The organism is Sphingomonas sp. (assembly GCF_019242355.1).
Lineage (GTDB): Bacteria > Pseudomonadota > Alphaproteobacteria > Sphingomonadales > Sphingomonadaceae > Sphingomicrobium.
Window position 1 is genome coordinate 1 of record NZ_JAFAVR010000274.1, and the last position, 17,433, is coordinate 17,433.

Below are 17,433 nucleotides of genomic sequence, written 5' to 3' on the forward strand. Positions count from 1 at the left end.
CATCAGGTCAGAGGCACCGTTGGCGACCTTGGGTTGGTCGGTGAAGCCGGGGGCGCTGTTGACGAAGACGCCGAGCTTCACGACCCGCTCGACCCGGTCGAGCGAGCCCAGCGCCGCCTTGACCTGGGCCAGCAGCATGATGCCGCAGCGGCGGGCCGCAACCATTCCCGCGTCGAGGTCCATGTCCTCGCCCAGCCGTCCCTTGATGAGACTACCGTCTTCGGCGAAGCTGATCTGGCCGGAGATGTGCAGCAGTCCGTCCCGTTCCACCGCGGGAACGTAGGAGGCCACTGGCGCGGCTGGCTGCGGGAGGGTGATTCCGAGTTCGGAGAGACGCTGGTCGATGCTCATGGGGCCAGCCCCAAGCACTGCGACGGCCACGAATCAAGCCTCGCGATGGACCTGGAAGCCGGCGAAGCTCTGGCTGGTCGGCATGATTTCCAGCGCGTTGATGTTGAGGTGCGGCGGAAGGGTCGCGACCCACCAGATCGTCTCGGCGATGTCCTCGGCCGTCATCGGCGCCATGCCGGCATAAAGTTTTCGGGAGGCTTCCTCATCGCCGCCGGTGCGGACGATCGTGAACTCGGTCTCGGCCATGCCAGGCTCGATCGAGGTGACGCGGACTCCAGTCCCGTGGAGGTCGGAGCGCAGGTCGAGCGAGAACTGGCGGACGAAGGCCTTGGTGCCGCCGTACACCGCGCCCCCCTTGTAGGGGTAAGTAGCGGCTACGGACGACAGGTTGATGATCGCGCCCCGTCGTTCGGTGAGCGTCGGCAGGAGCGCTCGGGTCAGCGCGACGAGGCCCGTCACGTTGGTCTCGATCACATCCTCGAGCCGCTGCCAATCGGTGGTCGGCAGAGGGTCGGTCGGCGGTGCAAGCCCGGCATTGTTGAGCAGCAGGTCGATATCGCCCCACGGACCGTTCAACCTGGCGAGGCCCTCGACTGCGGCGACGTCACGCATGTCGACCACAAGCGGCAGGAAAGCTTCGCCGAGCTCCTCCGCCAGCGCGCGGAGGCGGTCGCCGCGACGGCCAGTGCCGACGACCCGCCAGCCGCCGCTCGCAAACCGGCGCGCCGCCGCATCCCCAATGCCGGCCGTGGCGCCGGTGATCAGGATCGTTTTCATGCTGTCTCCTCATGCCCGTCTAGCGCTCGGCGAGCTGCGACGATGGCTGCAGGCTCTACGCCAATCTGCTCGGATACCGCCAGCAGGTCCGGCTCGTGAGATTCGAGGAAGCCGATCAGGGCGGAGAGGAGGCTGCGGTCGCCGGCCCGGGCCCGCAGTTCGTCCGTCCCGATTCCGGTCAGGTCGAGGAACCGCCGGGCGCGGCGTTCGTCCGACAAAGCGGCCGCGAGGGCCGAGAGAGCGATGACATGCGGGTCGTTTGGCGTCTTGTCCGGCATAGCCTAGGAGAGTCCGCTGCGTTGAGGGGAGTGGGGTGGCGAAGATCCTGATCGTCGAGGACAATGCCCTCAACATCAAATTGTTCTGCGACCTGCTCTCCGCGCACGGCCATCAGCCGGAGGCGGTGACCGACAGCCGGCAGGCGCTCGACGCCGCGCACGACCTGGGGCCGGACCTGGTGATCACCGACATCCAGCTGCCGCATGTAACGGGCCTCGACCTCATCCGCATGATCCGCGCGGACGAGCAGCTGCACGAGGTGCCGATCATGGCCGTAACCGCCTATTCGGCGACCGGCGATGAGGAGCGAATCCGGGCGGCGGGGGCCCAGGCCTATGTCGCCAAGCCGATTTCGGTGGTTCGGTTTGCGGATACCGTCGAGGAGTTGCTCAGAAAGCCCCGCGCCGCGTCGGAGACGGAGCCGCACGTGATCGATGCACGGGACGACGGGCCCGCGGTGCCGGACGACGGCGAGCCGGCTTAGGCGCCCTTAAGGTCACTAAAGTCACGCGGTCGGGCGGCTTTTTCGTGCACTTATGCGGTGTTTGGTGGGCTTCGGAGCCGTCACGGAGTAAATCCGTGACGTCGATCGGCTCCGCTCCGCGGGCCGTCGGCCGGGCCTGCGCCGTCTCTTCGCGCTGCTCGAGATTTGCTTTGCAAATCTCTCCCTGCGCTCGGCGGCTGGGCCTTACTTGATCTTGGCTTCCTTGAAGTCGACGTGCTTGCGCGCGACCGGGTCGTACTTCTTGAAGCTCAGCTTCTCGGTCTGCGTGCGCGGGTTCTTCTTCGTCACATAGAAGAAGCCCGTGTCGGCGCTGCTGACGAGCTTGATCTTGACCGTTGCCGGCTTTGCCATTGGATCGATCCCGATTTCAAAAAAAGAAAGCGGCACGCGTCGCGCCGCTTACAATCGTCGCCCTCCTGACGAACCGGACCGATTCTGTCAACCGAAACAGGCCGAGAGGTCGCGGGCGACTGTTCCGGCACCGGTTCGGCCCCTCGCGCATTTGAACCGCGATGCGCGCCTTTTCGCAACTGCTCGACGACCTCGTCTACACGCGATCACGCAACACCAAGCTGAAGCTCATCGGAGATTACCTGAGGGAAACATCCGATCCCGACCGAGGCTATGGCCTGGCGGCGCTGACGGGGACGCTCGACATCCCGCACATCAAGCCGGCGGCGGTGCGGTCGCTCGTGTCCGAGCGGATCGACCCGGTGCTGTTCGCGATGAGCCGCGATTATGTCGGCGACACGGCTGAGACGGTCTCCCTGCTGTGGCCGAAGCGGACCGGCGAGCCGCCGGAGCTGGACGACGCGACTCTCAGGATCAGCGACGCGATCGATCGGCTGCGCCTGGCGTCGAAGCTGGATGCGCCGCGGGTGCTCGCCGCCATGCTCGACCATCTCGACGCGTCCGGGCGATTCGCGCTGTTGAAGCTGGCGCTCGGCGAGCTTCGAGTCGGGATCAACGCCCGGCTCGCCAAGCAGGCGCTCGCCCAGGCGTTCGGGCTGGACGTCGAGGCTGTCGAGGAGGTCTGGCACGGGCTGCGGCCGCCGTTCGCCGAATTGTTCGACTGGGCAGAGGGCCGGGCCGGCCAGCCCGCAGTTCGCGACGTCCCGGTGTTTCGCCCCTTCATGCTTGCTCACGCGCTTGAGGACGGCCGCGTTTCGCTGGACGATTATGTCGCAGAATGGAAATGGGACGGCATCCGGACCCAGCTCGTCCATTCGGGCGGCAAGACTCGGCTGTACAGCCGCACCGGCGATGACATCAGCGGCAGCTTCCCGGACGTCGCGGACGCATTCGGGTTGCCGGGCGTGCTCGACGGCGAGTTGCTGGTCAGGGGAAACGCCCAGGGCGACGTTGACCTCCATGGCGGCGCCGCGGCGAGCTTCAATGCGCTGCAGCAAAGGCTGGGCCGCAAGGCGGTCAGCGGCAAGATGCTCTCCGCCTACCCCGCCTTCGTTCGGCTCTATGACATATTGTTCGACGGCGACGAGGACTTGCGCGAGCGGCCCTGGCACGAGCGGCGCCAGAGGCTCGAAGCGTTTGCGGCGCCGCTCGATCCCGAGCGGTTCGATGTGTCGCAGCTGATCGCCGCCGACAGCTTCGAGCAGCTCGAGGATCTGCGCGCCAACGCTCGCGACGCCGCCATCGAGGGCATCATGCTCAAGCGCCGCGACAGTCCTTATGTCGGCGGGCGCCGGGCGGGCCTCTGGTATAAGTGGAAGCGCGACCCCCTGACCGCCGATTGCGTGCTGATGTATGCGCAGCGCGGGTCGGGGAAGCGATCGAGCTTCTACTCCGACTTCACGTTCGGCTGTTGGAGCGACGACGGTGATTTGCTGCCGGTCGGCAAGGCCTATTTCGGCTTCACCGACGAGGAATTGAAATGGCTCGACCGCTGGGTCCGCGGCCACACGGTGCAGCGGTTCGGGCCGGTGCGCGAAGTCGAGAAGGACCTGGTGCTCGAGGTCGCGTTCGATTCGATCCATGCCAGCACGCGCCACAAGTCGGGCCTCGCGATGCGCTTCCCAAGGATCAGCCGAATCCGCACGGACAAGCCGGCCGCGGAAGCGGACCGGGTGGCAACGCTGATCGCGATGGCAACTTGAACGACGTCCAAGAGAAACGCCCGCCCGGCGCGTGGCCGGACGGGCGTTTCCTGCCCCCTATCGAGGGAGAGGCTTAGCTCGCCGGCTGGAGGTTCACGGCGGCATATTTGCCGCGGCGGTCGACCTCAATCTCGAACGACACGCGGTCGCCCTCGTTCAGAGTGGGCATGCCCGCCCGCTCGACGGCCGAGATGTGGACGAAGGCGTCCGGCTGTCCGTCGTCGCGCTGAATGAAGCCGAAGCCTTTCATCGCGTTGAAGAACTTCACCGTACCGCTGGCCTTCTCGCCAGTCAGCTGCCGCTGCGGCCCGCCAGCGCCGCCGGCGCCGGCACGATCACCGCCGCCGCTGCGCTCGACCGGCATCGGCTCGCCTTCGATGCGAAGGTTGGTCGCCGAAATGCGGCCGCCGCGATCGACGAGCGTGAACTCGAGCGGCTGGTTGTCGGCCAGGTCGGTAAGACCAGCCTGCTCGACCGCCGAGATGTGCACGAACACGTCCTCGCCGCCGTCATCACGGACGATGAAGCCGAAGCCCTTCTGCGGGTTGAAAAACTTGACGACACCTTTGCCCTCGCCGACGACCTGGGGCGGCATTCCGCCACCGCCGCCGTAGCCGCCGCGCTCCTGGAAACCGCCGCCGAAGTCGCTGCTGTTGTCGCCGAAACTGTCGCGCTTATCACGGCCGCGGCTGCCGCGATCCCCCTTGCGCCCTTTATCGAAACCCATGCCCGTCCAAACTTCCGTGCGCCCACAACCCATGAAAAACCAAAGCGCTGGGGCCTTAAGCGCACCTGGTCAAAGCACGTGTTCGAGTCACGCACCGCCCGTCCCTTAGCCGAAATTCATTACAGGGCCTAGATTGAATCCGGTCGGGGGCTGGCAAGGTAGGGGACACGCGGACTAAAGCGGTCGCAAAGCATCGCGCAGGAGCAACAATGGCGGTCCATTTCCACGAAGAAGACCTGCCCGCGGACGTTTCGTTCCGCGACGGCCCGATCGCCGTCGACACGGAGGCCATGGGCCTCATCTGGGGCCGCGACCGGCTGTGCGTGGTGCAGCTTTCCGACGGCGGCGGCGACGAGCATCTCGTCCGATTCCGCCGCGGCAGCAATTACGACGCGCCCAATCTGAAGGCGCTGCTTGCCGACCCCGACCGACTGAAGCTCTATCATTTCGCCCGTTTCGACATCGGCATCATGCAGGCCTATCTCGGCATCATGGCGGCGCCGCTTTACTGCACGCGCACCGCGTCGCGGCTGGTCCGCACCTATACCGACCGTCACGGCCTCAAGGACCTGGTCAAGGAATTGCTCGGCCAAGAGATATCGAAGCAGCAGCAGACCAGCGACTGGGGAGCGGCCGAGCTCAACGACGCGCAACGCGAATATGCGGCAAGCGACGTCCGCTACCTGCACGCGCTGAAGGAACGGCTCGACGAGCGGCTCGAACGCGAAGGCCGGACGGAGCTTGCCCGCGCCTGCTTCGACTTCCTGCCGACGCGCGCCTTGCTCGACCTTGCCGGCTGGCCCGAGCAGGACATCTTCGCACACGATGGCTGACGGTTCGCCCCGCGTAACAGAGAAGCAGCGCTGGGCCCTTCCCGGCAGCGGCCACGACCGGATCGTGCGCTGGTCGAAGGTGGCGCTTCCGGCCGCGGTCGGCGTGCTTGTCGCGATCCTGGCGCTCGCCCCACTCGACAAGCACGGGGAGGTCAGCTTCATCCTCGACAAGAAGAAGGTCGACAGCGCGCAGGAGCACATGCGCCTCGAGTCGGCCCATTATGTCGGCACGGACGACAAGGGGCAGAACTTCCTGATCACCGCGAATCGCGCGCTTCAGCGAAGCGCCAACGTGCCTCTGGTCGACATCGAGGGCGTATCCGCGAAGCTGGCGCTGCAGAACGGGCCGGTGACCATTGCCGCCAATTCCGGCCAATATGATCTTGACCGGCAGAAGGTCGCGATCCCGGGCCAGGTCAAGGTCACGGGACCGGACGGCTACCGGCTCGGCACCCAGGCCGTGAACGTCGACATGAAGCAGCGTCAGCTGACGAGCACCGGCCCGGTGGCCGGCGAAATGCGGCTCGGCCGGTTCCAGGCCGGGCATCTCCACGCCGACCTTGCAAGCCGGACTGTCGTGCTCGACGGCGGCGCTCGCTTGAAAATCGTGCAGGGGGCCGTCAGATGAGGGCGATGGCCAAGCGCGGCACGATCCTTGCACTCCTCGGCCTCACCGCGTCGGCAGCGGTGGCGCAGACTCAACAGCAGGGCCCGGTCTCGGCGCTCAAGGGGCATGATCGCAACGCGCCGGTCGACGTCTCCTCGCAGCGGATCGAGGTCCAGGACCGCGCCGATCGCGCCGTCTTCGTCGGCGCCGTCCATGCCGTGCAGGGCGACCTGACCATGGATACCGAGCGGCTGACGGTTGCTTATTCGACGAAGCAATCGAGCCAGGCCAGCGGCAGCGGGGTTCAGATCAACCGGCTCGACGCCGCCGGCGGCGTGGTCGTCCACAGCCCGTCGGAGACCGCCAAGGGCGACTTCGGCATCTACGATCTCGACCGCAAGCTCATTACGGTGCTCGGCAACGTCCAGCTCAATCAGGGCGCGAACCAGATCAACGGCTCCCGGCTGGTCATCGATCTCGATTCGGGCCGGGCAGTGGTCGACGGCGGGCCGCTGGGCGTGAACTCCAGCGGCGGCCGCGTGACCGGTCATTTCACGGTCCCTCAGCGCCAGTCGCAGCAGCACTGACCGCAATGAACGAGGCCGCAACGATCGTCCGCCCTGCCGAGGAGCAGGAGCAAAGCGTGACGGGCGGCCTCCAGGTTCGGTCGATCGCCAAGGCCTACGACCGCCGCCAGGTGCTCCACGACGTGTCGCTTGACGTCCACCGCGGCGAGGTCGTCGGCCTGCTCGGTCCCAACGGCGCCGGCAAGACGACCTGCTTCTATTCCGTCATGGGCCTGGTGAAGCCGGACAGCGGGCGGATCTTCCTGGACGGGCAGGACATCACCGAACTGCCGATGTATCGGCGCGCGGTGCTGGGGCTTGGCTATCTGCCGCAGGAGACCTCGATCTTCCGCGGTCTTTCGGTCGAGGCAAACATCAAGGCTGTTCTCGAGGTTTCGGTCGCCGACCGGCAGACGCGGCGCGACCGGCTCGAGCAGCTGCTCGGCGAGTTCGGGCTGACGAGGCTGCGCGAGTCTCCGGCGATGGCCCTGTCGGGCGGTGAGCGCCGGCGCTGCGAGATTGCCCGGGCACTTGCCGCCGATCCGACGATCATGCTGCTCGACGAGCCGTTCGCCGGGATCGACCCAATCTCGATCTCCGACATCCGCGAGCTGGTTCGCGAATTGAAGAAGCGCGACATCGGCGTCCTCATCACCGACCACAATGTCCGCGAGACGCTCGACATCGTCGATCGCGCCTGCATTATCTACGGAGGGCAGGTGCTGTTCCAGGGAACGCCCGAAGCCCTGGTCGCTGATGCGGAGGTTCGCCGCCTCTACCTCGGCGAGAGCTTCGCGCTGTAGCGGGCAAGCAGCATGGGCCTGGGCCCGTCCTTAAGCATTCGCCAAAGCCAGTCGCTGGTCCTCACGCCCCAGCTAACGCAGGCGATCAAGCTCCTGCAGCTCAGCAACCTCGAGCTCGAAGCCTACATCGCCGAGGAAATGTCGAAGAACCCGCTGCTGGAAGCTCGGCAGGAGGACGACGCCGACGCTCCGGCTGCGGAGTTCAGCGGCAGCGAGGACATCGCCGGCGACGAGGCACCGGACGATCCGGGAGCCGACGATCTGATTTCGGCGCGAGCGGAGGACGATCGTCCGCTCGACCACGACTGGGACGCGGATGCGCTCGAGACGGACAGCTTCGCCGATGTCGTGACGTCCGGCGGCGGAGATGAGGCATTCGACTTCGACCGCCTGGAATATGAGGCGGCATCGCTCGCCGAGCATCTGCTCGACCAGCTGCACGGGGTATCGGGGGCGGAAGGCGAGCTTGCGCGGCTGATCGCCGAGACCCTCGATGAGACGGGCTATCTGAACGTGCCCCTGGCCGACATCGCCGGTCTGACCGGCGCGCCACTCGCAACGGTGGAGAAGGCGCTGGCGATCGTTCAGGACCTCGACCCGCCGGGGATCGGTGCGCGCAGCCTCGCCGAATGCTTGGCGCTGCAGGCGAAGGCGGTGGACCGCTACGACCCGGCGATGGCGCGGCTGATCGACAACCTCGACCTGCTGTCCAAGGGCCGCACCACCGACCTCAAGCGCATTTGCAGCGTCGACGACGAGGATCTTGCCGACATGATCCGCGAGCTTCGGGCCTATGATCCCAAGCCGGGCTGCCGCTTCTCGCGCTCCGCGGCGGAAGAGGTCACGCCCGACGTTTTCGTGCGCCGGACTAGGGCCGGGCATTCGGTCGAACTCAATCAGGCGACTCTGCCGCGGCTGCTCGTCAATCGGCGCTATTACCAGGAGCTCAAGTCGGGCCCTCAGGACAAAGCCTCGAAGGCGTGGCTCAGCGAGTGCCTGGTCACCGCCAACTGGCTGGTGAAGGCCCTCGACCAGCGGGCGCGGACGATCGTCAAGGTCGTATCGGAGATCGTGAAGCGCCAGCAGGGCTTCTTCGATCGCGGCGTGACGGCGATGAAGCCGCTGACCCTCCGCGAGGTCGCGGAGGCGATCGAGATGCATGAATCGACCGTCAGCCGGGTCACATCGAACAAATATCTGCTGTGCGACCGCGGGCTCTACGAGCTGAAGTATTTCTTCGGCTCGGGCGTCGCCTCGGGCGATGGCGATGGTGCTGCGGCGGAAGCGGTGAAGTCCGCGATCAAAACGCTGATCGACGCCGAGGACGAGGTGCTGAGCGACGACGCAATCGCCGGGCTGCTCAAGCAAAAGGGCTTCGAGTGCGCGCGGCGGACGGTGGTGAAATATCGCGAGGCGATGGGCATCGGGTCGTCGATTCAGCGGCGAAGAATGCGCAAGATTGGGGGCTAGGCGCTCACCCGCGCCCAGATCGGGAGGTGATCCGACGCCCGCCGCGCGCTTGGGCTCATGTGCACGCCGGCGGCCTCAATGTTGAGGTCCTTGTGAACGATGATCCGATCGAGCTGCGCGACCGGGTGGCGGGCGTGGAAGCTGGGACCGGTCGGCGCGAGGTGAAACTCGGGCTCGATCTCGCGCAGGCAACCGGCTTCGGTCCGCCATTCATTGGTGTCGCCCATCAGGACGGTCGGCATTTTCTGCGGCCGGCGATCGATCGCGTCGAGGATCGCCCGCATCTGCCGCTTCCGCCACAGGCCGGAAAGATCGAGGTGCATTCCGACAATGCGCAACGGCTTCTCGTCGATCAGAAGCTCGGCGATGACCGCACCACGCGGCTCCAGCGTCGGCAGCTCGAGGGCAGCCGAGTCGAGGACTCCGATATGCCGCTTCACCAGGATGGCATTGCCGTGCCAGCCGATGTTCCGCGTGTTGACGTTGAGCAGCCGGTCGGTGTGCCGACGGGCCTTGTCGAACATGCGCTTGTGCCGCACGCCGAGATGAACCGGCTTGTAGAGGCCGTGGCTGTCGATCAGTTCGTGCGGCACCGCCGACCCGCGCCCGCCGACGCGTTTGTCGGCTTCCTGAAGCGCGACGATGTCGGCGTCGATCTCGCGGAGCACGTCGAGCACGCGCTTCGGGTCGCGCCGCCGGTCGAGCCCGACCGCCTTGCGCATGTTGTAGGACGCGAGGGTAACGGAGGGACGACTCACCCTGCGCCAACATCGTCCATGAGCCGAAGTTCCTATACGTCCAGGTTGGCGACGCTGAGGGCGTTGTCCTGGATGAATTCGCGGCGGGGTTCGACGACGTCGCCCATGAGGCGCGTGAAGATCTCGTCGGCGACGTCCGCCTGGGCGATCTCGACGCGGAGGAGCGAGCGGTTGGCGGGGTCGAGCGTCGTTTCCCACAATTGCTCGGCGTTCATTTCGCCGAGGCCCTTGTAGCGCTGAATGCTGAGACCCTTGCGGCCGGCGGCGAGGACGGCGTCGAGCAGCTCGGACGGACGAGTGACCGGGACTGGCTTGCCCTTGGTGTCGGCCGAAGCTTCCTGGGCCGCGTCCTCGCCCTCACCTTCGCCGACGGTCGCTTCCTGTTCGGCAGCGGCGCCCTTCCTGAGCGTGCGCAGCGTCGAGGGCGCGGCGTAGGCAGCGGCCTGTTCCCTGGCGAGCATGTCGAGCTTTCGCGCTTCCGCGGAGACGAGGAAGCTCGGCTCGATGATGGCGACGTCCGTCACTCCGCGCCACAGGCGGCGGAGGAGGTAGCCGCCCTCGGCCGCGACTTCGCCGGACCAGGTGGCTTCCAGGTCGCCAGCGCCGAGCCACTGCGCAACCTTGGCGACGGCTTCGACGCGGCGGCTCGCGCTCAAGTCAGGAGCAAGCGCGCCATTGATGGCGAGAGCCTCGACCAGCGCCGGGTCGTACTTGCGCGGAGCATAGCGCATCAGGGTGCGCATCCGGCGGGCGTGATCGACGAGCGTCTTGAGGTCGTGGCCCGAACGCTGGCCGTCGGGGGTGTCGAGGATCAGGCCCTCAAGCCCGGCTTCCTCGAGATAATCGTCGAGCGCCGCGTCGTCCTTGAGATAGACCTCCGACCGGCCGCGCGCGACCTTGTAGAGCGGCGGTTGGGCGATGAAGAGGTGGCCGTTGGCGATCAGCTCCGGCATCTGCCGGTAGAAGAAGGTCAGAAGCAGCGTGCGGATGTGGGCGCCGTCGACGTCGGCGTCCGTCATGATGACGATCTTGTGATAGCGCAGCTTCTCGATGTTGAACTCTTCGCGGCCGATGCCCGTGCCGAGCGCCTGGATCATCGTCCCGATCTCACGGCTCGACAGCATCCGGTCGAAGCGCGCGCGCTCGACGTTGAGCAGCTTGCCGCGCAGGGGCAGGATCGCCTGGTTGTGGCGGTTGCGGCCCTGCTTGGCGGAGCCGCCGGCCGAGTCACCCTCGACCAGGAACAGCTCGCTCAATGACGGGTCGCGTTCCTGGCAATCGGCGAGCTTTCCGGGCAGCGACGCGATGTCCATCACGCCCTTGCGCCGGGTCAGCTCGCGCGCCTTCTTCGCGGCTTCGCGGGCCGCGGCGGCGTCGATCACCTTCTGGATGATCGCGCGGGCGTCGGCGGGATGCTCCTCCAGCCACTCCGTCATCTTGTCGCTCATCAGGCTTTCGAGCGGCTGGCGGACCTCGGAGCTGACCAGCTTGTCCTTGGTCTGCGAGCTGAACTTGGGGTCGGGCAGCTTGACCGAGACGATTGCCGTCAGGCCCTCGCGCATGTCGTCGCCGGTGAGCGTCACCTTTTCCTTCTTCAGCATGCCGGACTTTTCGGCATAGCCGTTGATGGTGCGGGTAAGGGCGGCGCGGAAGGCGGCCATGTGCGTGCCGCCGTCGCGTTGCGGGATGTTGTTCGTGAAGGGCAGGACGTTCTCGTAATAAGAGTCGTTCCACTCCAGCGCGACGTCGATGCCGATGCCGTCGCGGACCGCCGAGATAGCGATCGGATCGGGGAACAGCGCCGTCTTGGCGCGGTCGAGATATTTGACGAAGGCCGCGATTCCGCCCTCGTAATAGAGCTCGTGCTCGACCCTTTCCTCGTGCCGGGCGTCGGCGAGGATCAGGCGGACTCCGGAGTTGAGGAAGGCGAGCTCACGGTAGCGGTGCTCGAGCTTCTCGAAGTCGAACTCGGTGATCTTGAAGGTCTCGGGGCTCGGCAGGAAGGTGACCTGCGTGCCCTTCTTGCCCTCCGGCGCCGGGCCGACGACCCGAAGCGGAGCGACCGCCTCGCCGTGGGCGAAGCGCATGGTGTGCTCCTCGCCGTCCCGCCAGATGGTGAGGTCGAGCCATTCGGAGAGCGCGTTGACGACGGAAACGCCGACGCCGTGGAGGCCGCCCGATACCTTGTAGGCATTGTCGTCGGATGTATTCTCGAACTTTCCGCCGGCGTGGAGCTGGGTCATGATGACCTCGGCCGCCGAGACGCCTTCCTCCGGGTGGATTCCGGTCGGGATGCCGCGGCCATTGTCCTCGACGGTGACGGAACCGTCGGGGTTCAACTGAATGAGGATGCGGTCGCAGTGGCCGGCGAGCGCCTCGTCGATGGCATTGTCCGAAACCTCGAACACCATGTGGTGGAGGCCGGAGCCGTCATCGGTGTCGCCGATGTACATGCCGGGGCGCTTGCGGACGGCGTCGAGGCCCTTGAGGACCTTGATGCTCTCGGCGCCATATTCATTCTGATTGGGGTCGGTTGCCATAGTCCAGATATAGGGATTCCTGAGCCGAAGTCACGCGCGCACGCGTGTGCGCGCACGCGCGAGTCGGAGGCGAAAGTTCACAATGTTCACGGTCCTACGCGTGCGCACGGGAGGGGCGGCCGAAGTTGGCGAAGTTGGCTCCACAACGCGCGCGTGTAGCGAGGGCAAGGCACGAACTTGCGAATGCGGCGAGCGCCTCGACGGATGTTCGAATTTCTGCATGGCCGACGGCGTCGCACAGAAGCGTCGGTGTAGGACAGCGCTTCCTGTCGCCTATAACAAATGCAGGAGTTAGAATGCGCCGACAATTCGCGGAACTTGAGCGTAGACCAGGTCCGGTCTTGGTCTAAATCAAGCGAGCTGTTTGCATGGAGCAAGTATGGGGACCGAGATCGTCTTTGTTCTGATTTATCCCGTCGCACTAGGATGCTTGCTCGTGGCGGTATGGCGCTGGTTCGGCCTAGCGAAGATCGAACCCACACGCGAAATCGGAATCGCGAGCCTGTTCTTGCCTCTTATCGCCGGATTTGTCGTTTCGATGATGGGCTTGGCGCTCCTCACCTACGTCTATTGCTACGCGGACTTCACGTCATTGGTTTCGCTGGGATATTACACCGAGGCTGAGCGACCGGTTTATCTTCCCGGAAGGGTGGTCGGACAAGCCGTCGTCGAGCTCGTCTTCGTATTGCCCGCCATCTGCCTGATCGTAATTCCCTTGACCACACGCCTGATCCGAAATCGCCGTCTGACCTGGTCCAGTATCGGTCTGCGGGCAATTGCCGGCTGGATCGTACTCTTGCTTTTGGGCTCGCTAATGTCGCCAGAGTCACTGCTCGCGCTTCTAACCGACACCGTTCCTCCGGTTTTGATTTACGGAATGCCCATACCCATCGCGGCACTTCTACTGCTCCCGAACAATCGGGAGCGTGATGGAGAAGTGTCTTCACGAGTCTATGAGCACACGGTCGCCGATCCGTCATAGCGGAGACAGATTGGACGGATCCCGGCGCGAGGCCGGGATGACGATTGGGTTAAGCCGCGCGGGTGCCGCTTCGACCGCGGCGGCCGCGGGATCGGCGGTTGGGACGGCCGGCCGGACGCGGGCCGACTTCGGCTTCGCGATAGGCTTCGGGGCGGTAGGACGAGCGGGCGCCGTCACCGCGCTGCTCGTCGCGGCGCTGGCCGGAGCGGTCCTGCGCGGCGGAGCGGTGGCCGGCGTGGCCCTCGGCGCGGCGCGGGCGGCGTTGGCCCTGCCCCTGACGATCGCTGCCGTCGGTGCGCTCCTGGCGGCGCTGGCCGTCAGCTCGGCGGTCGGCCTTGGTCGCGGGATGGGGGCCGCGCTGCGGGCGCTCTGCCTGCTTCGGCGCCGGCTTCAGCTTCTTCAGCTGCTCCGCCTTCGCCATGAAGCCCTCCGGCAGCGGGGCGACGGCGATCTTCTGGCGGGTGGTGCGCTCGATGTCGCGGAGGTTGCCGCGCTCTTCGGGGCTGCAGAAGGCGATGGCGATTCCGTCCGCGCCGGCGCGCGCCGTGCGGCCGATGCGGTGGACGTACTGCTCCGGAACGTCGGGCAGGTCGTAGTTGACGACGTGGCTGACGCCCGGGATGTCGATGCCGCGCGCCGCGATGTCGGTCGCGACCAGGACGGGCATCTCGCCGGACTTGAAGGCTGCAATGGCGCGCTCGCGCTGCGGCTGCGACTTGTTGCCGTGGATGGCGCTGGCGGCGAGGCCGGCCGCTTCGAGCTGGCGGACGATCTTGTCGGCGCCGTGCTTGGTGCGGCTGAACACCAGCGCGCGTTCGACGTCATTGCTCTGCAGGAAGATGGTGAGGAGCGCCGTCTTTTCCGCCTGGTTCACCAAGGTGACGCTCTGGTCGATGCGCTGGACGGTGGTCGCGGCGGGCGTGACCGAAACCTCGGCGGGCCTGGTCAGATACTTGTCGGCAAGCTCCTTGATCGCCTTCGGCATGGTGGCCGAAAAGAACAGGGTCTGCCGCTTCGGCGGAACCAGCGCGACGATGCGCTTCAAGGCGTGGATGAAGCCGAGGTCGAGCATCTGGTCGGCCTCATCGAGGACGAGGATCTCCAGTTCACGCAGGGTCAGCGCACGCTGGTCGATGAGGTCGAGCAGGCGGCCTGGCGTCGCCACGAGGACGTCGAGACCGCGCGCGACCGTGCGCACGCTCTTCGAATTGGGCACGCCGCCGAAGATCACGCCGACGGAGAGGCGCATGAACTTGCCATAAGCCTCCGCGCTGGCCGCGATCTGCGAGGCGAGCTCGCGGGTCGGGGCGAGGACGAGCATCCGGATCTGGCCCGGCTTCGGGATCTGGCGGTTCGCGGCCAGGCGGTCGAGCGACGGCAGCATGAAGGCGGCCGTCTTGCCGGTGCCGGTCTGGGCGATTCCGAGGAGGTCGCGGCCGGTGAGGACGGTCGGGATCGCCTGGCGCTGGATCGGCGTCGCTTCCGAATAATTGCGGGCGGCGAGCGCGTCGAGCAGGGGCTTCGAGAGCCCGAGAGACTGAAATGACATTGGTTGAATAACTTCCACAAAAAGCATCGCGGGCGTCCTTCTCGGAGCGCCCGGCGAGCGGGAAACCCAAGAACCCCGCGTGATGTGGAGAACTTCAAAAATCGAGGCGCGGGCCGGTCGCTTGGCTCGCCGTCATGGCGGGGCCGGACCGATCACGCCGCTTGGAAAGCGCCTCGTGCTGCGGGGCGATATAGGGTGGTTGGCGGAAATGTCCAGTTTCGCTCCCCTTCGTCGTCATTGTCGCGAGCTATGGAGCGTGCACCCGGCCCGGCTCGACGTGGAAGCGGGACGCTGTGCCGATGCCTTCGAAGAGGCCGGGTTCGGTTGCCGTCATCCATACCTGGCCGCGGCCTTCGAGCCGGTTGAAGAGAGCCGCGCGGCGAACGGGGTCAAGGTGGGCCGCGACCTCGTCGAGGAGCAGGATCGGTGGCGCGCCTCGGCGTTCGGTCACGAGCTCGGCATGGGCGAGGACGAGCCCGAGGAGCAGCGCCTTCTGCTCGCCGGTGGACGACTGCGCGGCCGGCATGGCCTTGGCGCGGTGCTGAACCGCGAGATCCTGGCGGTGCGGACCTTCGATGGCGCGGCCGGCGGCGGCGTCGCGGTGGCGGTTGGCGCGGAGGGACAAGGCGAGGTCGCCCTGCGTCCAGCCTTCGAGCGCGATCTGGGCTCGGGCGAAGGCGTCAGCAGGCACTTGAGCGAGGCGGTCGTCGAGCGCTGCGACCGTGCGGGCGCGGGCGTCGGCGATAGCGGTGCCGTGCTCGGCCATCGATTCCTCGAGCGCGCCGAGCCAGCTCGGGTCGGCGGGGCTTTCGTCGGCAAGGAGCTTGTTGCGCGCGCGCATGGCGGCCTCGTAGCGGGCGCTGTGGTGAGCGTGCGTCGGCTCGAGCGCGAGGACGAGGCGGTCGAGGAAGCGACGGCGGTCGCCGGCGGTGCCGGTGAACAGCCGGTCCATCGCCGGAGTGAGCCAGAGCACGGACAGCCACTCACTGAGGGAGTTCACCGACGCGGGCGCGGAGTTGATCCGCACCTGGCGGCGTTCGGGGGCGGTTGCGAGCGTTCCGGTACCGATCTCCGTCCCGTCGAGCGATGCCGCGACGCCGAAGCCGCCGGCGCCACCCTGGCGGGCCATGTCGCCAAGCGGAGCGCCGCGGAGACCCCGGCCGGGGGCGAGGAGGGAGACCGCTTCCAGGAGATTGGTCTTTCCCGCCCCGTTCTCACCCGCCAGCAGGACGAAGCCGGGGCCGGGCGCAAGCGCCACGTCGGAGTAGGAGCGGAACTCGGTCAGGGTCAGTCGGCTGACGGGCATGCAGCCGGCTTAGCGCTTCGGTCGGCGACTCACACCCGCATCGGCATCAGGACGTAGAGCGCGTTGGACTTGTCGTTCTCGCGCAGCAGCGTCGGAGCAGCGGCGTCCGCCAGATGGACCTCGACCGTGTCGCCGTCGATCTCGGACAGGATGTCCAGGAGATAGCGGGAATTGAAGCCGATTTCGATGCCATCGGAGCCGTAGTCGGCGGCGAGCTCTTCGGTGGCGACTCCGTTTTCGGGCGAGGTAACCGAAAGCGTGACCTTGTCCCGATCAACGGCGATCTTGACCGCGCGGGTCTTCTCGCTGGCGATCGTGGATACGCGGTCGACGCCGGCCGAAAAGCTCTTCGGGTCGAGCTTCAGGAGCTTGTCGTTCGCGGTCGGGATCACGCGATTGTAGTCGGGGAAGGTGCCGTCGATCAGCTTGCTGGTGAGCACCGCCGTGCCGAGGCCGAAGCGGACCTTCGTCGGCGACAGCGAGATTTCGACCGTGCCCTCGACCTCCTCAAGGAGGCGATAGAGCTCCGCGACGCATTTGCGGGGCACGATCACGTCCGGCATCCCCTCGGCGCCGTCGGGCCGAGCGACGGTCACCCGCGCGAGCCGGTGGCCGTCGGTGGCCGCAGCGCGCAGCTGGTCGTCGACGACGTGAAAGAAGATGCCCATCAGATAATAGCGCGTCTCCTCGCTGGAGATCGCGAAGCGGGTTTTCTCGATTACCTGGCGGAGGGTCGCGGCGGGAAGCTCGAAGCGGGTCGGAAGCTCGCCCTCGGCGATGACCGGAAAGTCGTCGCGCGGAAGGGTCGAGAGATTGAAGCGGGCGCGGCCGGCCACGACCTGCATCTTGCCCTCCGCGGCGGTCAGCTCGACCTGGCTGCCGTCGGGCAGCTTGCGGACGATGTCGAACAGGGTGTGGGCCGAGACCGTGGTCGCCCCCGGCTGCGTGACGTTGGCGGGCACGCTTTCGTCAACCTGGAGGTCGAGATCGGTGGCCATCAGCCGCAGCGAGCCGTCCTCGCGCGCCTCCAGCAGAACGTTGGACAGGATGGGGATGGTGTTGCGGCGCTCCACGACCGACTGGACGTGGCCGAGGCTCTTCAGCAGTGTCGCCCGTTCGATCGTCGCTTTCATCGTCGTAAAGCCCCATCATCCGCACGCGTCGAGGCCCGTTTATAGCGAGCCGTTGCGCGCACGGAAGTGGGCAGTTGAACCAACTGCTCGGTAAAGCTTCAGTGAGTAAGGAGAGCTATCTTCTGCCAGCTCG

At 66.5% G+C, this 17,433-nt stretch carries 17 protein-coding genes and 1 pseudogene; 8 read left to right on the forward strand and 10 right to left on the reverse strand.

Going from position 1 to position 17,433, the window contains the following annotated elements:
* The 3 genes from JOZ79_RS13170 to JOZ79_RS13180 form a co-directional block, all read right to left on the reverse strand.
* On the reverse strand, positions 1–351 hold a 351-nt coding region (locus JOZ79_RS13170; RefSeq protein WP_294074995.1), incomplete at its 3' end, for a RidA family protein.
* Positions 352–384: 33 nt separating this feature from the next.
* Positions 385–1,128 carry an SDR family NAD(P)-dependent oxidoreductase gene (locus JOZ79_RS13175; RefSeq protein ID WP_294074997.1) on the reverse strand — a complete coding sequence of 248 codons (744 nt, stop codon included), beginning with the start codon at positions 1,126–1,128 and terminating at the stop codon, positions 385–387.
* Positions 1,125–1,406: a DUF3572 family protein gene (locus JOZ79_RS13180; RefSeq protein WP_294074999.1), complete on the reverse strand. Its 282-nt coding sequence runs from the start codon at positions 1,404–1,406 to the stop codon at positions 1,125–1,127. Before JOZ79_RS13180 ends, JOZ79_RS13175 begins: the two co-directional genes overlap by 4 nt.
* A gap of 35 nt (positions 1,407–1,441) precedes the next feature.
* Between JOZ79_RS13180 and JOZ79_RS13185 the strand changes: the two are divergent.
* Positions 1,442–1,798: pseudogene (locus JOZ79_RS13185) on the forward strand (response regulator); the annotation flags it as partial.
* Between the two features lie 297 nt (positions 1,799–2,095).
* On the opposite strand, the gene rpmG reads toward JOZ79_RS13185, so the two are convergent.
* Positions 2,096–2,263 carry a 50S ribosomal protein L33 gene (gene rpmG / locus JOZ79_RS13190; protein WP_294075001.1) on the reverse strand — a complete coding sequence of 56 codons (168 nt, stop codon included), beginning with the start codon at positions 2,261–2,263 and terminating at the stop codon, positions 2,096–2,098.
* 161 nt (positions 2,264–2,424) lie between these two features.
* On the opposite strand from rpmG, the gene JOZ79_RS13195 reads away from it, so the two are divergent.
* Positions 2,425–4,026, forward strand: a complete 1,602-nt coding sequence (locus JOZ79_RS13195; protein WP_294075004.1) for a cisplatin damage response ATP-dependent DNA ligase — start codon at positions 2,425–2,427, stop codon at positions 4,024–4,026.
* 73 nt (positions 4,027–4,099) lie between these two features.
* Here JOZ79_RS13195 and JOZ79_RS13200 read toward each other — a convergent pair whose 3' ends face one another.
* Positions 4,100–4,753 carry a cold-shock protein gene (locus JOZ79_RS13200; RefSeq protein WP_294075006.1) on the reverse strand — a complete coding sequence of 218 codons (654 nt, stop codon included), beginning with the start codon at positions 4,751–4,753 and terminating at the stop codon, positions 4,100–4,102.
* Between the two features lie 209 nt (positions 4,754–4,962).
* Here JOZ79_RS13200 and JOZ79_RS13205 point away from each other — a divergent pair, with 209 nt between their 5' ends.
* The 5 genes from JOZ79_RS13205 to rpoN are packed head-to-tail and all read left to right on the forward strand — an operon-like array spanning position 4,963 to position 9,032.
* Positions 4,963–5,586: a ribonuclease D gene (locus tag JOZ79_RS13205; protein ID WP_294075009.1), complete on the forward strand. Its 624-nt coding sequence runs from the start codon at positions 4,963–4,965 to the stop codon at positions 5,584–5,586.
* Positions 5,579–6,214: an LPS export ABC transporter periplasmic protein LptC gene (gene lptC, locus JOZ79_RS13210; RefSeq protein WP_294075012.1), complete on the forward strand. Its 636-nt coding sequence runs from the start codon at positions 5,579–5,581 to the stop codon at positions 6,212–6,214. Before JOZ79_RS13205 ends, lptC begins: the two co-directional genes overlap by 8 nt.
* On the forward strand, positions 6,211–6,780 hold the full coding sequence (locus JOZ79_RS13215; RefSeq protein ID WP_294075015.1) for an LptA/OstA family protein: 570 nt from the start codon (positions 6,211–6,213) through the stop codon (positions 6,778–6,780). The genes lptC and JOZ79_RS13215 overlap by 4 nt, the downstream gene beginning before the upstream one ends.
* Before the next feature lie 5 nt (positions 6,781–6,785).
* Positions 6,786–7,562 (forward strand): LPS export ABC transporter ATP-binding protein, encoded by a 777-nt coding sequence (gene lptB / locus JOZ79_RS13220; protein ID WP_294075017.1) that lies wholly within the window; start codon positions 6,786–6,788, stop codon positions 7,560–7,562.
* A 12-nt stretch (positions 7,563–7,574) separates the two neighbouring features.
* Complete coding sequence (rpoN, locus tag JOZ79_RS13225; RefSeq protein ID WP_294075020.1) at positions 7,575–9,032, forward strand: RNA polymerase factor sigma-54; 1,458 nt, start codon at positions 7,575–7,577, stop codon at positions 9,030–9,032.
* On the opposite strand, the gene JOZ79_RS13230 is transcribed toward rpoN, so the two are convergent.
* Both JOZ79_RS13230 and gyrB read right to left on the reverse strand, forming a co-directional pair.
* On the reverse strand, positions 9,029–9,790 hold the full coding sequence (locus JOZ79_RS13230; protein WP_366514822.1) for an endonuclease/exonuclease/phosphatase family protein: 762 nt from the start codon (positions 9,788–9,790) through the stop codon (positions 9,029–9,031). The genes rpoN and JOZ79_RS13230 overlap by 4 nt on opposite strands.
* 32 nt (positions 9,791–9,822) lie before the next feature.
* Positions 9,823–12,330 (reverse strand): DNA topoisomerase (ATP-hydrolyzing) subunit B, encoded by a 2,508-nt coding sequence (gyrB, locus tag JOZ79_RS13235; protein WP_294075022.1) that lies wholly within the window; start codon positions 12,328–12,330, stop codon positions 9,823–9,825.
* A gap of 379 nt (positions 12,331–12,709) precedes the next feature.
* Between gyrB and JOZ79_RS13240 the strand changes: the two genes are divergently transcribed.
* Positions 12,710–13,312 carry a hypothetical protein gene (locus tag JOZ79_RS13240; RefSeq protein WP_294075025.1) on the forward strand — a complete coding sequence of 201 codons (603 nt, stop codon included), beginning with the start codon at positions 12,710–12,712 and terminating at the stop codon, positions 13,310–13,312.
* Positions 13,313–13,361: 49 nt separating this feature from the next.
* Here JOZ79_RS13240 and JOZ79_RS13245 read toward each other — a convergent pair whose 3' ends face one another.
* The 3 genes from JOZ79_RS13245 to dnaN all read right to left on the reverse strand — a co-directional run bounded on the left by JOZ79_RS13245 (position 13,362) and on the right by dnaN (position 17,300).
* Positions 13,362–14,861: a DEAD/DEAH box helicase gene (locus tag JOZ79_RS13245; protein WP_294075028.1), complete on the reverse strand. Its 1,500-nt coding sequence runs from the start codon at positions 14,859–14,861 to the stop codon at positions 13,362–13,364.
* 247 nt (positions 14,862–15,108) lie between these two features.
* Positions 15,109–16,167 carry a DNA replication/repair protein RecF gene (recF, locus tag JOZ79_RS13250; RefSeq protein WP_294075030.1) on the reverse strand — a complete coding sequence of 353 codons (1,059 nt, stop codon included), beginning with the start codon at positions 16,165–16,167 and terminating at the stop codon, positions 15,109–15,111.
* Between the two features lie 29 nt (positions 16,168–16,196).
* Positions 16,197–17,300 (reverse strand): DNA polymerase III subunit beta, encoded by a 1,104-nt coding sequence (dnaN, locus tag JOZ79_RS13255; RefSeq protein WP_294075033.1) that lies wholly within the window; start codon positions 17,298–17,300, stop codon positions 16,197–16,199.
* Between the last annotated feature and the right edge of the window lie 133 nt (positions 17,301–17,433).